Raw genomic sequence first — 13,949 nt, forward strand, 5'->3', positions numbered from 1 at the left:
TATTTTAAAATATAAATAATTTATTAATATATAATTAATATTATATTGAATATAATAAAGATAATTTAATATTTATTTAAGGAAACATAATGAGGATTATTTTATCAATATTTTTTTTCATCACTTGCATGTGGTCTAAAAATATAGTTTATAGTGATGAGGTTGTATCACTTTATCTTTCTCAAGATGACACCAAAGTGGTCGGCAGATTGCTCCCTACAAATTCTTTTGAAATTTTAAAAGAGCAAGGTGATAAAGTTTATGTAAAAATTCAAGGTTTTGTCAATCCAAAAGCTCCTTTTGTTATTTATTATAATAATACTCAAAGAATTATTGTCGCTGCTTTTTCTAAAAATACTAAATTAAATTTCAGTAAAAAAGATATGACAAAAGATGATAAATGGGATAGAGTAAGTTTAGAAATTTGGGCAGAGAAAAAGAAATTTTTTAAAAATGATAAAGAAATGCTGAGTCGTGCAAAAGAACTTTTTGTTAATAATTGTGGGATTTGCCATGCTTTGCATAAAGAAAAAGAATTTAATGCAAATGCTTGGCCAGCAGTTTTTAGATCTATGGTTGATAGAACGGCAATTGAAAAGAAAGATCATTGGCTTGTTATAGAATATTTACAAAAAAATTCAAAAGATTTTAAAGCAAATTAAAGGAAATAAAATGTTAGATAGAAGAAATTTTTTAAAAGCAAGTGTAAGCTTGAGCGCTCTATCTTTTATACCAACTTTTGGTATAACAAAGAATATTGAAGCTTCAAAAGTAAGTCTTGGTATTGTAAAAAATGGAGAGATAGTTACTGCAGCCCACTGGGGAATTTTAAAACTTACCATAAAAGATGGAAAAGTTATAAAAAGTGAACCTTGGGAAAAAATAACTAAAATGGATAATCCTTTGCAACATTATACTTCTGATTTGATTTATAAATCTCGCATTAAGTATCCTTATGTTCGTAAGTCTTATCTTGAAAATCCTGATGATCCAAAAAGAGAATTAAGAGGAAAAGATGAATTTGTACGTGTAAGTTACAAGGAAGCTTTAAATTTAATTGCAAAAGAACTTAAAAAAACAAGAGAACAAAAAGGAATAAGTTCTATTTTTGGCGGAAGTTATGGTTGGAAATCAAGTGGAAATATGCAAAATTCTAGGACTTTACTTCATAGATTTTTAAATGTTACAGGAGGTTTTGTTGGAGCTAGTGGGGATTATTCAACAGGTGCCTCTCAGATTATTATGCCTTATGTAGTAGGCTCTATTGAAGTCTATGAGCAACAAACTTCTTGGGAAAATATTTTAAAATATTCTAAATATGTTGTTATTTGGGGAGCTGACCCATTAACTACATTGCGTATAGCTTGGACTTCAAATGATCAAAGAGGCTTAGCTTATTTTGAAAAATTAAGAGAAAGTAAAATAAAAGTAATTTGTATAGATCCTATAAGAACAGATACAGCTAAATTTTTAAATGCTAAATGGATTTCTCCGCGTCCAAATACTGATGTTGCTTTGATGATGGGTATGGCAAGTCATTTAATTTCTAAAAATAAAGTCAATTATATGTTTTTAGAAAATTATACAACGGGCTTTAATCAGTTTAAAGATTATTTAGAAGGTAAGAATGATGGCATAAAAAAAGATGTTAAATGGGCAAGTAAAATTTGTGGAGTGAGCGAAAAAACTATCAAAGAATTAGCTGAAACATTTTATGATAATTCTACTATGATAATGAGTGGTTGGGGTATGCAAAGAGCTCATCATGGAGAACAACCGCATTGGATGCTAGTGACTTTATGTTCCATACTTGGACAAATTGGAACAAAAGGTGGAGGCTTTGGGCTTAGTTATCATTATAGCAATGGAGGTGTGCCTACTTGCAAAGGAGGTGTTATAGGAGGAATTAATGCTGGAGAAATAGGTATTTGGAAAAATGGTAAATTTAAAGGTCTTGCAAAATCAAAAGAAGATTAAATTCTGCTGAGTGGTTACAAAATACGGCTAGTTTATCTTTTCCTGTAGCAAGGATAGCTGATGCCTTGCTTAATCCTGGAAAAACTATAGATCATAATGGGGCTAAGATTACTTATCCTGATATCGATTTTATTTACTGGGTAGGCGGAAATCCTTTAGTTCATCATCAAGACACTAATACTAATGTAAAAGCTTGGAAAAAACCACGAACCATTGTTGTAAATGAAATTTATTGGACTCCAACAGCAAAGATGGCAGATATTGTTATGCCAGTTACTTCATCTTATGAAAGAGATGATATTACTATGAGTGGTGATTATTCTAATATGCATATAGTTCCTATGAAACAAGCTGTTTTGCCAGTAGAGGAAAGCAAAGATGATTATGAAATTTTTTCTGATCTTTGTAGAATTTATGGTAAAGATGTATTTAATGCTTATACTCAAAATGGTAAAAAAGCAAAAGATTTAATTAAAGATTATTATAATATTGCATTAAAGCAAGTAAAAAATTATGGAGAAGCTTTTAATACATCTATGCCTAGTTTTGAAGAATTTTGGGCAAAAAATGAGCCTATCGTTTTTGAACCAACGAATGAAAGTTTAGAGTATGTTCGTTTTTCAGAATTTATCGAAGATCCTATTTTAAATGCTTTAGGCACTCCTTCAGGACTTATTGAAATTTATTCAAAAACAATTGAAAATTATAATTATGATGATTGTAAAGCACATCCTACTTGGTTTGAGCCTATTGAGTGGCTTGGGAATGCTACCAAAAAAATGCCATTTCATCTTATAACCTCTCATCCAAGTAAAAGACTTCATTCTCAACTTTGTCATACAGATTTAAGAAAAAAATATACCATTCAAGAAAGAGAACCTTTGCTTATGAATTTTAAAGATGCTAAAAAACTTGGCATTAAAGATGGTGATGTTGTAAGAGTATTTAATAAACGTGGAGAGATTTTAGCAGGGGTTTTAGTAAGTAAAGATATTATGCAAGGGGTTGTAAGAATTTGTGAAGGAGGTTGGTATGATCCTGATGAGAATGGTTTGTGTAAATATGGAAGTGCTAATGTTTTAACATTGGATTTGCCTACTTCAAAACTTGCTAATGGCAATATTTCTCATACAGGACTTGTAGGGATTGAAAAATTTAACAAAAGTCTCCCTGAGATTACAGCTTTTAATGCCCCTAAAATTTTATAAGTTTTTTGATAAATTTTTGTTATAATTTTAATAACAAAAATTTATTTTAGGAGTTATTTAAATGCAAATGAAAGATTCGAAGAATTCTTTTAAAGTATCTTCAAAATTAACTTTATATGTAGGTGTTTTGATAATATTAGTGTTAGCAGTAACTACTACAATAACTTATTATCAATCAAAATCAAATGCTTTTGAATTATTACAAGATAATCAGCTAAAAGTTATGGATGATGTTCAAATAACTTTTGATAATTATGCCAGCTCTAAAAGAAAAGCTTTAGGAGTTTTGGCAAATGAAATTTCTAATAATTCTGATACAAATGTGCATGAGATTATAACTTTACTTCATGCTTTTAAAGAGGCAAATGGATTTAATCTGGTTTTTATAGGCTTTGAAAATTCTGGAAAAACTTATTTATCAGATGGTTCGATGTTAGATTCTTCTAAGGGATTTGATACAAGAAATTCTATATGGTTTAAATTGGCAAAAGATAATGGAAAAATTAGTGTTACAAAACCTTATAGGTCAATTAATGGTCAAGCTACTATAACTTATGCAGCACCTATTTTTCAAAATGGAAAATTTATTGGTGTTGTGGGAGGAGATTATGATTTAAAAAGTTTCTCTAAAGATGTTCTTGCTTTAGGTCGCACTACAAATTCTTATGCTGCTGTTTATGATGCAGAAGGAAGTATCTTATTTCACGAGGATGCTGAAAAAATTTTAACTAAAAATACTTTAAGTGAAAATATTGCAATAGCTATTAGAAATAATCCAATATTAATAGATCCTAGACAAAGAGAAACTTTATTTTATGTTGATAATGATCAAGGTCAAACTCAAGCAGTTATGTGTAATCCAAGTTCAGTTAATCCAACATTTAGAGTTTGCAGTATAGTGGATAAAAGATCTTATGATGATGTTATCAATAGTATTTTATATAGTCAGCTTATAGTAGGCTTTATAGCTTTAGTGATAGTTTTAGTGTTTGTTAGAATTTTAATTACTAGAAGTCTCTCCCCACTCACCACTATCCAAAATGGTCTTAACTCATTCTTTGATTTTATTAATCATAAAACAAATAATGTATCAACCATTAATATAAAAACAAATGATGAATTTGGTCAAATATCAAATGCCATCAATGAAAACATACTCCAAACTAAACAAGGTTTAGAACAAGATAATCAAGCAGTAAAAGAAAGCGTAGGAACAGTTCAAGTAGTAGAAAAAGGAGATTTAACTGCAAGAATTACTGCAAATCCTAGAAACCCACAATTAATTGAACTTAAAAACGTTCTTAATAAACTCTTAGATGTTTTACAAGAAAAAATAGGTTCTAATATGAATGAAATCCAAAGAGTATTTAATAGTTATAGAGCCTTAGACTTTACAACAGAAGTAAAAGATGCTAAAGGTGCAGTTGAAGTAACTACAAATGCCTTAGGACAAGAAATTATTAAAATGTTAAAACAAAGCTCTGACTTTGCAAATTCTTTAGCAGATGAGAGTGGAAAACTTCAAACTGCAGTTCAATCTTTAACAAATTCTTCTAATTCTCAAGCAGCTTCATTAGAAGAAACAGCAGCAGCATTAGAAGAAATTACTTCTTCTATGCAAAATGTTTCTCAAAAAACAAGTGATGTTATCACTCAAAGTGAAGAGATTAAAAATGTAACAAGTATAATAGGTGATATTGCAGATCAAATCAACCTACTAGCACTTAATGCTGCAATAGAAGCAGCTCGTGCAGGAGAACATGGACGAGGCTTTGCTGTTGTTGCTGATGAAGTTAGAAAACTAGCTGAGAGAACTCAAAAATCTCTAAGTGAGATAGAAGCTAATACTAACTTACTTGTTCAATCTATCAATGATATGGCTGAATCTATAAAAGAACAAACTACAGGTATTACTCAAATCAATGAAAGTGTAGCTCACATAGATCAAACTACTAAAGACAATGTTGAGATTGCAAATGAATCAGCACTTATTTCTAATACAGTAAGTGATATAGCAAGTAATATACTTGATGATGTAAAGAAAAAAAGATTTTAATATACTAGAGAGCTAAGGCTCTCTAGGGTTAATTTATAAACAATGAAATTTAATTTAGGATATATAATTTAAAAAAAATAGTATAAAAATCATACTCTAAAAATTCATCTCTCACATTAACTCCTTATTACCGCTTACAATAGGATAAGTAAAAATATCTTCATTTTTTAAACATTTAATCTTTAATTTAAAAAAGGAATTAATGCTTGTAAAAGAACCAAAGAATCTAGATAAAACTAAACCTAATCTATAAACATCTCCTAAAGAATAAAAACAAGAATCATCTATATCTATAATACATAAAGTCCCTCTTTTGTTTAAATGATAAGAAGAATAGATAGTTTTTGCTTTTATATTTATAATAGCTTTTTCTAAAAGTTCACATATACTTTTATTCTCCTTATCATCCATAAAACTATAAGTATTTAAGATAGCCAAAAAAGAATCTTTGCTTAATAAACTTTGATAATTAAAAGAAAGTAGTGCTACTAATTTATAAAGTAAGCTTCCATCTACCTTAACTTCTCTTAAAGCGCTTGCAAGAGTGATATTTTTTGTTTTAATATTTTTAAAATCTTTTAAATGATTAATATCTGCTATTTTTAATTTTAAAGGCAAGTTTTTATTAGAACATAAAGCATTGATACTTATAGTTTCAATAAAATTTTCATTATCAGTAAAGAAAGAGATTTCTTTAAAAGAATTATTCTTAGAATCAGATTTAGAACTTATATAATAAAAATTATCTTTATTTTGCAAGGAAAATCTTTCAAAGCTATTATAATTTTTAAGCATTTTTACCTCGCCTATATTACTATGAGCTTTTACTTGTATTACTTCTATTAATTCATAAGCATCTTCATGAGTTCTATCTATAAATATTTTATAAGCATCTTTAGTATGATTATTGATAATAGGTTCAGCACTTTTTTCAAAAATATTAATAATAGGACTTACTGCTAAGGAAAACATATGAGCTTTTGGTATGCATTCTTTAGGTAAGGCTTTTAAGAATTTAAAGCGTAGAGTAAAACTTAAATCTGATATATTATTTAAAATATTTAAATTTTCAATACCAATAAAATTAAATTTCTGAGGAATAAAAAAATATTCTCTCAATAAAGAAAACGCTTCAAAACCTAAATCATTATATTTTATGACACTTTCATTACTATTAAATCCCATGGTTTTAATATAATAAGGATTTAATTTAATTTCTTCATTATTTTCTAAGATAATACTTAATTCTTGAAGATAAAGATGAATATATAAAAGTAAAGTAGTTGAGACATAAACTTCATCTCCAAGATAAAGATTGATTCTTTCTAAATTTAGATCACTTAGTTTCGTATTTTCTTTATTGATTTTTAATTTTATATCCATGCTATGATATTTTTTTTCATTGTTTAAGAAAACTTCTTCAATTTCTAAAGGATAAAGATAAACATCATAAGTAGTTTTAAATTCGCATTCAATTTTATCTACGGGTTTAGTTTTGAGTATGCTTGATTTAGGAATTAAAATTTTATTTTCTTTAGCATTTTTTTCAAAAGCAAATTCTTGTAAACATAAAGATGGTAAAGAATTTGTATAATTTGGAGAAAGTATATTGATTAAAGACTGTGCTATATAAGGAATATTTTCATCTAATTCTTTGTGAATTTTTGAGGTTAAAATAGCAAGATTTTCAATGATTCTTTCTACATCTGGATCTTTGGAGTTTTTATCTAAAAAAGGAGCTAATTTAGGATAAAATTCTAAAATAGTTTCCTTGCTTTTGTGAAGATAATCAAGCTCTTTTTGATAGTAAAAAATGTTTTCTTTATCCATCAAAAAACCTCATAATAGCGATTATTTTTAAAAATAATTTCATAATTAATTTCTTTCATTTCATCATCAATACATTTTAAAAGAAAACTAAGCTGCCAAGGACTTAAGGAATAATCATAATTAATGGATATAATTTTTATCCTTTTTTCATATTTAGAAATTAAATAATTTATTTCTTTAGCCATATTTGAAGAAAGCTCATTAGCGCTTAAATTTAAATCTGTATGAATACCTAAGTCATTTATACTTAAGCAATCATCAAGCTTGGTATTGAGTAAAGCTTTTATATTGTTTTTAATATCTTTATATTTATCCTCTATAAAAGCTTTAGAATTTTGTTCATCAAGATTGTGAATAATTTTATCTAAAAAAGACATTAATTATTCTTTATCAAGCTTTCCTACTAAAGAAAGTTCAAAATTACCGCCCATATATTTAAAATGAGGTCTTACGCTAAGATTTATTTTATACCAGCCTACTTCTCCTGCTACATTTTCAACTTTAATACTAGCTGCTCTAAAAGGTCTTTTACTTCTTACTTCAGCAGGAGGATTTTCTTGATCTGATACGTATTGTCTTATCCATTCATTAAGTCCATTTTCAATATCACTTCTTTCTTTCCAGCTACCAATTTCTTCTCTTTGTAGAACTTTAAGATAATGAGCAAGCCTTGAAATTAAGAAAATATAAGGAAGTTGAGTTCCTAAACGATAATTCATCTCAGCTTCTTTGCCCTCTTGAGTATTAGCAAATATTTTAGGTTTTAAGGCTGAATTTGCTGAGAAAAAAGCCGCGTTATTTGTATCTCTTCTTAAGGTTAAAGCTATAAAACCATTTTCTGCAAGTTCAAATTCTCTTCTATCTGTAATTAGCACTTCTGTTGGAATTTTAGCCTCAAGTGTTCCAAAGCTTTCATAAAAATAAGTAGGCAAGTCTTTTACACTTCCTCCGCTTTTTGGTCCTATAATGCTTCCACACCATCTATACTTTGCAAAACTTTCACTTAATCTTGTAGCAAAGGCATAGGCTGAATTACCCCATAATAAATGCTCATGCGAAGCGTGGATATTTTCTTTATAATTAAAACTTTTAATAGGATTTTCTTTATCATCATAAGGACTTCTTGTTAAAAATCTTGTTACAAGCAAACCTGCATATTTAGAATCTTCATTTTCTCTAAAGGTATGCCATCTTGTATATTGAGGTCCTTCAAGTAAACTTTTTAAATCTTTGACATTGGCTAATTCTGCGTAATTTTCAAGTCCAAAAAAAGATGCAGATAAAGAAGTGATAAAAGGAGAATGACTCATTGCAGCAATAGAAGACATTTTATTTAAAAAATTCATATCAGGGCTACTTGTGCTTAATTCATAATCTCCTATAATAGCTCCAACAGGTTCTCCTCCAAATTGTCCATACTCAGCAGAATAAATATTTTTATAAACAATGCTTTGAGTTATATCAGGATTGTTCTCAAAATCTTCTAAGGCCTCTTCTTTGCTTATATCAAATAAATCAATTTTAATATTTTCATTAAAGTCAGTTCTTTGAACTAAAAATGAAATTCCTCTCCAAGTAGATTCTAATTTTTGAAATTCTTTATGGTGTAAAATTTCATCCATTTGAGCAGAAAGTAAAGTATCAATTCTTGCAATCATTTCATCTAGAACAAATTTATTAATCTTATCCTCAACATTATCATTTTGAACAATGCTAGATATAAACTCAGCAACACCTTTTTTTGCTATGGCATAACTCTCATCATTTTTATTATATTTTGTTTTTTCCATAATGGTATCAATTATAGAAGGCGTGAGTGTTTTATCTTGCATTTTATTCCTTTTCTTCTTTAATTTCTAAAAGTAATTGTTCTTTTGAGCCTTTATCCATTAAAGCCTCCAAGAGAGCTTTTCTAAAATCAGGTATATTCCCCATAGGCCCTTTTAAAGCCATTAAAGCTTCTCTTAATTGTAAGAGTTTATTAAGTTCTGGAACTTGCTTTATAATGTTATCAGGAGAGAAGTCTTTCATATTAGAAATATGAAGATTAATATTTAACTCACCTTCATTATTTTCACTTAGAGTATTTTTTACGCTAAATGAGGTATTAATATTTAGTTTTTGCATCACTTGATCAAAATTATTTTTATTAATAGAAAGAATTTCTCTTTCTTCTAAATTCTTTTTATTTTCACTTGCGGTTAAATCAGACATTATCATTAATTTTAAAGGTAATTCAACATCAGCATTTTGCCCGTTTGTTTTAGCTTTGTAAGTAATATTAATGCGCTCTTTTGGAGCGTTTGATCCCTCAGACATTAATTATCCTTTAATTTAAATTTAAAATATTATAAACAATTAAAAATAAATATTAGCTAATTAAAAGCTTTTAGTTTCGCTTTTTCATATTCTTTAGTTAAATAATCTTTTAAGAGTTTTTTTTCCATTAAATCTTTAATTTGTGTATAAATAATCTTTGCGTTATATTCCATTTTTTGCTCTTCGAAAAGTTCAGCCATTTGTATTAAAGAATTAAGAGTGCTAAATAAAGAATTATCACGGTTTTTATCAATATCTATTAAACTTTGATTTAAATCTTTTTGAATTTTAGATGGATTGGTTTTTGTATTTTCATTTTTATTAGAAAAGTAGTTTAATAAGCTTTGTTCGCAAAAAGGAGTGTTATTGCTAAATTTAAGTTTTAAAAGCTCTTTAAAACGATCAATAAAATTATAGATTAAAGAACATAAAAATTTTGCTATATTGTATTTTTTGTGTTTTTTTAAAAATTCACAAAACATCTTAAATCCTTCAAACCAAAAAGGATTTAAAGCAAGATGAGACATAAAAAGTTTTATGTGTTCTAAAAGATTTGAGGACTCTTTAAGTAAGAGTTCTTCTAAATTTTTATTAGGACTTTCAATAAAAGTGATAAAATTTTCATGAGGAGGTAAGTGTTCAATTTTACCCCAACAAGCTTCAATAAATAATGCATAGGCCGTTAAATTATCTATATCATTGGTTAAAAGTTTAAAGGCTAAATCATTAAAATAAGTTTTATAAGATCTATCATTTAAAAGATCAATGCTTTCTTTTTTTGTTTCTTCATTATTTAAATTTATTTTTTCTTTATTGTGTTGATTATCTTGTATTTTAGCTTTTTGTATATTTAATTCTATAAAAGAAATATTTAGGCTTTTTTCTAATTCTTTAAAAATTTCATTAAATTCTAAGGCCATATCAGGATTAATATTTAATTTTGCATTATTAAATTGATTTATAAAATTTTTTATAATACCTTCTAATCTTTTTTTGTAAGAATTTAATATTTTTTCATCTTGTGTTAGTGTGTTAGAATTTAATAAAGAGTTTAAATGCTTAAATAGTTTTAATAAATTCTCATAAACTGTTGCATTATTAAGATATAAACAAGCCAAAGAGAAATAATTGCAAATTTTAATATCAATTGTTTTAGTCTTTAAAAGATTAAGCGAGTATTCATACACTTTATCCCATTCAATACTTTCATGATTTAGAGTTTGATATTTAGACATTTGATATTCTAAGAGTTCATAATACTCTTCTTGTTTAAAATCATTATTTATACTTTTTGCAAAAGTCATTCATACTCCAAATTCTATTAACTTTTATAATTATAATTAAAATTTAAAAAATATTATGTTAATTTACTTGCTTTAAATCTTAAAGGATAAAGAAAAATGCATAAAAAAATCTTTTTAACTTTATGCTTTTTGTTGTTTAATGCTTGTTCAAGTACTGTGGGTATAAAAATAATTAATGAAGAAAATTCTAATTTAAATAAACGTCTTGATGATGTTCCTCTTACAATTATTATTTATCAATTAAAAGATATAAGCAAATTTAAAGAAAGTAATAATGCTGATTTAATAAGTCAAGATCAAATACTTTCTAAAGATAAAATCGATGCTTTAAGGCTTCAATTAGCCCCTAAAGAACAAACCTTAGCTCTTGAGGTTAAGGATGATGAAACGCCTTTTATAGGAGTGCTTGTTTTATATACTAATGGCACAATTTCTAAAATTTATACAAGTACTAAAGATGCTAAAGGTTTTGGAAAAAACAAACTTCTTATTTTTGAAATCAATAAAGAAGGTATTAAAAAGCTTTAGGAAAAAAGATGGCAGATAAATTAAAAGTTGTTTGGTTTAATGGTTTAAGTATAGATAAAATTCATTTTGAGCAGCAAGAAAGATATATAGAACGTAATATAAATACAAAAACAATCCATCTTTTTAATGCTTTATATGGCATTATTGATTTAGAATTTGATAAAGAAATGCTAGAATTTGGAAGAATTGCTTTAAAAAAAGTATCTGGCATTGCACGTGATGGAAGTATTTTTGATGCTCCAATGCAAGATATTTTACCAGAGCCATTAGAGCTTGATTTTAACACTTTAAATAGTCCAATTATAGTTTTAAAAACTTCTTTAACAAATGAAGCCTTAGCTGATGTTGCTCTTAATAATGATTTAGAACTTAAATACAAAACTATAAGAAGTATTATAGCCTCTAAAGTCTATGATGGTAATAACGAATTTAAAGATTTTGAAGAAGATGAGGATATAAAAAATTCTACTTTTGCACAAGATAAGATGAATATAGCACTTGCAAGTTTAAGATTGAAACTAGGCGTTTTGGGAAATGCAAATGCTAATGAACTCGAAATTCCTATTTGTAAAATTAAAAATATTTCAGCACATAAAAAAATAGAGCTTGATGAAAATTTTATTCCAACTTGTCTTAATTTAAATAAAATAAATATTGTAAAATCTTTTTTAAATCAAATTCTTTATACAATTAATCAGCACAAAATCACTTTTAAAAATGTATTTAAAGGTATAGATAAAACTAAAAATACTTTGGATTTTAGCACTTATTTAACTTTAAATCTTTTAAAAAAATGGTATTTAATCTTTTCTTATATCAACAATAAAGAAAAAATTCATCCAGAATTTTTATATGAAAAACTTATAGAATTTCAAGGAGAATTATATGCTTTAAGTAATGAGGAAGAATTAGAGTTTATAGCTTATAATCATGATGATTTAAGCTCTACTTTTATTTTGCTTATTAATCATATAAGAGTTTTATTTTCAAAAATTACCTCTCCTAAATATAGCATAGCTAAACTTGTAAATAATGGCAATGGTTTTTATGATTTATTATTTGATAATGATTCAATTTTAGAACAAGCTGAACTTTATTTAGCAGTACATTCTAGCGTTGGTTATGAGTATTTGCTTCGCAATTTTAAAACTCAAAGTAAAATTTATACTCAAAGCAAAATTAAAGAAATTGTTGCAACCCAGTTAAAAGGTTTAAATATAGAACAAATTCCAAATATTCCTTCTAATATTCCTTATTTAAATGGTTATATTTATTATAAATTAGACAAAGAGGATAAATTATTTAAAGACTTTAAGGGTGAAAATGTGATTAGCATTTACTTAACTAATAATATAAAAGAAGCTGATATTAAGATGTGGGCTCTTTTTTAAGGTAAAAAATGCAAGAAAAAGAATTAAATCTGATTTTAAGTTCGCAGTTTAAAGGGCTTGGAAATAATAAAGTAATTGATAATTCTTTAGAGCTTTTATTGCTTATTTTTAGATTGTCTAAATTAAATTCTATTGATTTAAGCTTTATGCAAAATCTTAAAGATGATTTAATTAATGATATTTTAGCTTGGAGTTTAAAGCTTGGAGCTTATAAAGAATATGAGGAAAAAGATATAATTAAACTAAGATATTGTCTTTGTGTTTTTATTGATGAGATGCTTATGAAAAATAGTATTTTTATTAATAGTTCTTGGGCAAATAATACTTTAACAATTAGCTTATTTGATGAAGCTTTGGGCGGAAATAATTTTTATGATATAGCCTTAAATTGGTTAAGCGATCCTTTAAAAAATAAAGATTATCTTGAATTTATTTATGCGCTTTTAGCTTTGGGTTATCAAGGAAAGTATTCAAATGATGAAAACGTTAAAGAAAAAGTGGTTAATTTTTTAAATAATATAAGTTCGAGTTTGACTCCTCTTTTTAATGTAGATGAACAATTAGTTTTTAATAAAGCTTATGAAAATAAAATTAAAGAAAATCTTTGGCAAAAATTTAAAAGATTATATTTTAAAAAAACTCTTATTATTTTGCCTATTGTTTTTGTTTTATTTTTTTATTTGTATTCTTTAATAGATCTTCATAATAATAATTTAAAAGTAAAAGAAGAAATAAATAAGACAATTGCTGAATTTAATCAGAGCATAAAGCTTAATTAAAATATTAATTAAGCTTTTTCTCTCCAATCATCTGCACCACTTGTTCCAGCAGCTACATGCTCCCAAGTAATTTTTCTGTAATTAAGCGAGACTTTAAAAAGTTCAGTTTTGTTGTGATTATTTGGATCTTGAGCATTTGGCATTATAAGAGTAATATCTGTAATAATTGCATCCTCTAATTTGGTTGTAAAAAAATGCTCTTGTCCACCACTTGTTGAAGTTCTAAACCAATGTACTTCAACATTAGGAAGTCTTTCTCCGCTAGTTAGAGCATTATAAAGCAATGGAACGGCTTTGTTTAAAGAGCAAGTAAAACTAAAGGGTTTATGCACTCTTTGTCCTGAGGGTTGTCCGCTTTGTTGATCAACAGGCACTGTTACTATGTGAGAGATTTCTTGAGCCATAATCTCATCTTCATGTCCTGCTTGGTAGCGATTTCCTATACTTGCTTCAGTAGAAGCACCACTTGAGATAAGTCCTTGAGTGGAGCCTTCTATTTTTATATATGCTGGTTGTGCCATAGCAACTCCTTTAAATCTAATACTTAATATTCTAGC

Annotated in this window: 12 protein-coding genes and 1 pseudogene; 6 read left to right on the forward strand and 7 right to left on the reverse strand. The window is 26.9% G+C overall.

Going from position 1 to position 13,949, the window contains the following annotated elements; genetic code table 11:
• The first annotated feature begins 89 nt into the window (after positions 1–89).
• The 3 genes and pseudogenes from CNZW441b_RS01205 (at position 90) to CNZW441b_RS01215 (ending at position 5,241) form a co-directional block, all read left to right on the forward strand.
• Entirely contained in the window at positions 90–662 is a 573-nt protein-coding gene (locus CNZW441b_RS01205; RefSeq protein WP_216681446.1) for a cytochrome C, read from the forward strand.
• Positions 663–672: 10 nt separating this feature from the next.
• A pseudogene (locus CNZW441b_RS01210) lies at positions 673–3,185 on the forward strand (molybdopterin guanine dinucleotide-containing S/N-oxide reductase).
• A gap of 61 nt (positions 3,186–3,246) precedes the next feature.
• Positions 3,247–5,241, forward strand: a complete 1,995-nt coding sequence (locus CNZW441b_RS01215) for a methyl-accepting chemotaxis protein (protein ID WP_216681447.1) — start codon at positions 3,247–3,249, stop codon at positions 5,239–5,241.
• Between the two features lie 111 nt (positions 5,242–5,352).
• Here CNZW441b_RS01215 and tssF read toward each other — a convergent pair whose 3' ends face one another.
• The 6 genes from tssF to pheL all read right to left on the reverse strand — a co-directional run bounded on the left by tssF (position 5,353) and on the right by pheL (position 10,818).
• Positions 5,353–7,071 (reverse strand): type VI secretion system baseplate subunit TssF, encoded by a 1,719-nt coding sequence (tssF, locus tag CNZW441b_RS01220; RefSeq protein ID WP_216681387.1) that lies wholly within the window; start codon positions 7,069–7,071, stop codon positions 5,353–5,355.
• Positions 7,071–7,448 carry a GPW/gp25 family protein gene (locus CNZW441b_RS01225; RefSeq protein ID WP_131163058.1) on the reverse strand — a complete coding sequence of 126 codons (378 nt, stop codon included), beginning with the start codon at positions 7,446–7,448 and terminating at the stop codon, positions 7,071–7,073. Before CNZW441b_RS01225 ends, tssF begins: the two co-directional genes overlap by 1 nt.
• A 3-nt stretch (positions 7,449–7,451) precedes the next feature.
• Positions 7,452–8,903 (reverse strand): type VI secretion system contractile sheath large subunit, encoded by a 1,452-nt coding sequence (gene tssC / locus CNZW441b_RS01230; RefSeq protein WP_131163059.1) that lies wholly within the window; start codon positions 8,901–8,903, stop codon positions 7,452–7,454.
• Position 8,904: 1 nt separating this feature from the next.
• On the reverse strand, positions 8,905–9,390 hold the full coding sequence (tssB, locus tag CNZW441b_RS01235; protein WP_131163060.1) for a type VI secretion system contractile sheath small subunit: 486 nt from the start codon (positions 9,388–9,390) through the stop codon (positions 8,905–8,907).
• 56 nt (positions 9,391–9,446) lie between these two features.
• Entirely contained in the window at positions 9,447–10,694 is a 1,248-nt protein-coding gene (locus CNZW441b_RS01240; protein WP_216681386.1) for a type VI secretion system domain-containing protein, read from the reverse strand.
• Positions 10,695–10,773: 79 nt separating this feature from the next.
• Positions 10,774–10,818, reverse strand: coding sequence for a pheA operon leader peptide PheL (gene pheL / locus CNZW441b_RS08260; RefSeq protein ID WP_373563805.1), 45 nt, complete (start codon positions 10,816–10,818; stop codon positions 10,774–10,776).
• A 32-nt stretch (positions 10,819–10,850) separates the two neighbouring features.
• Between pheL and tssJ the strand changes: the two genes are divergently transcribed.
• From tssJ to icmH, 3 genes are read left to right on the forward strand one after another with little or no spacing between them, the layout of a single operon-like run.
• A complete protein-coding gene (gene tssJ, locus CNZW441b_RS01245; RefSeq protein WP_425331636.1) occupies positions 10,851–11,222 on the forward strand; it encodes a type VI secretion system lipoprotein TssJ in 372 nt (123 codons plus the stop codon).
• Positions 11,223–11,230: 8 nt separating this feature from the next.
• Positions 11,231–12,613 (forward strand): type VI secretion system baseplate subunit TssK, encoded by a 1,383-nt coding sequence (gene tssK, locus CNZW441b_RS01250; RefSeq protein ID WP_216681383.1) that lies wholly within the window; start codon positions 11,231–11,233, stop codon positions 12,611–12,613.
• 8 nt (positions 12,614–12,621) lie between these two features.
• On the forward strand, positions 12,622–13,392 hold the full coding sequence (gene icmH, locus CNZW441b_RS01255; RefSeq protein ID WP_216681382.1) for a type IVB secretion system protein IcmH/DotU: 771 nt from the start codon (positions 12,622–12,624) through the stop codon (positions 13,390–13,392).
• Between the two features lie 8 nt (positions 13,393–13,400).
• Here icmH and CNZW441b_RS01260 read toward each other — a convergent pair whose 3' ends face one another.
• The gene (locus tag CNZW441b_RS01260) at positions 13,401–13,913 is read right to left on the reverse strand and encodes an Hcp family type VI secretion system effector (RefSeq protein ID WP_131163065.1); all 513 of its coding nucleotides are present in this window, start codon (positions 13,911–13,913) and stop codon (positions 13,401–13,403) included.
• Between the last annotated feature and the right edge of the window lie 36 nt (positions 13,914–13,949).

The organism is Campylobacter novaezeelandiae (genome assembly GCF_018968685.1).
Classification (GTDB): domain Bacteria; phylum Campylobacterota; class Campylobacteria; order Campylobacterales; family Campylobacteraceae; genus Campylobacter_D; species Campylobacter_D novaezeelandiae.

Bases quoted from the DNA above. Each gene is read 5' to 3' on its own strand.
- CNZW441b_RS01240 (WP_216681386.1), bottom strand. From the start codon at position 10,694: ATGACTTTTGCAAAAAGTATAAATAATGATTTTAAACAAGAAGAGTAT.
- tssK (WP_216681383.1), top strand. From the start codon at position 11,231: ATGGCAGATAAATTAAAAGTTGTTTGGTTTAATGGTTTAAGTATAGAT.
- icmH (WP_216681382.1), top strand. From the start codon at position 12,622: ATGCAAGAAAAAGAATTAAATCTGATTTTAAGTTCGCAGTTTAAAGGG.
- CNZW441b_RS01205 (WP_216681446.1), top strand. From the start codon at position 90: ATGAGGATTATTTTATCAATATTTTTTTTCATCACTTGCATGTGGTCT.
- tssF (WP_216681387.1), bottom strand. From the start codon at position 7,071: ATGGATAAAGAAAACATTTTTTACTATCAAAAAGAGCTTGATTATCTT.
- tssC (WP_131163059.1), bottom strand. From the start codon at position 8,903: ATGCAAGATAAAACACTCACGCCTTCTATAATTGATACCATTATGGAA.
- CNZW441b_RS01260 (WP_131163065.1), bottom strand. From the start codon at position 13,913: ATGGCACAACCAGCATATATAAAAATAGAAGGCTCCACTCAAGGACTT.
- CNZW441b_RS01215 (WP_216681447.1), top strand. From the start codon at position 3,247: ATGCAAATGAAAGATTCGAAGAATTCTTTTAAAGTATCTTCAAAATTA.
- tssB (WP_131163060.1), bottom strand. From the start codon at position 9,390: ATGTCTGAGGGATCAAACGCTCCAAAAGAGCGCATTAATATTACTTAC.
- CNZW441b_RS01225 (WP_131163058.1), bottom strand. From the start codon at position 7,448: ATGTCTTTTTTAGATAAAATTATTCACAATCTTGATGAACAAAATTCT.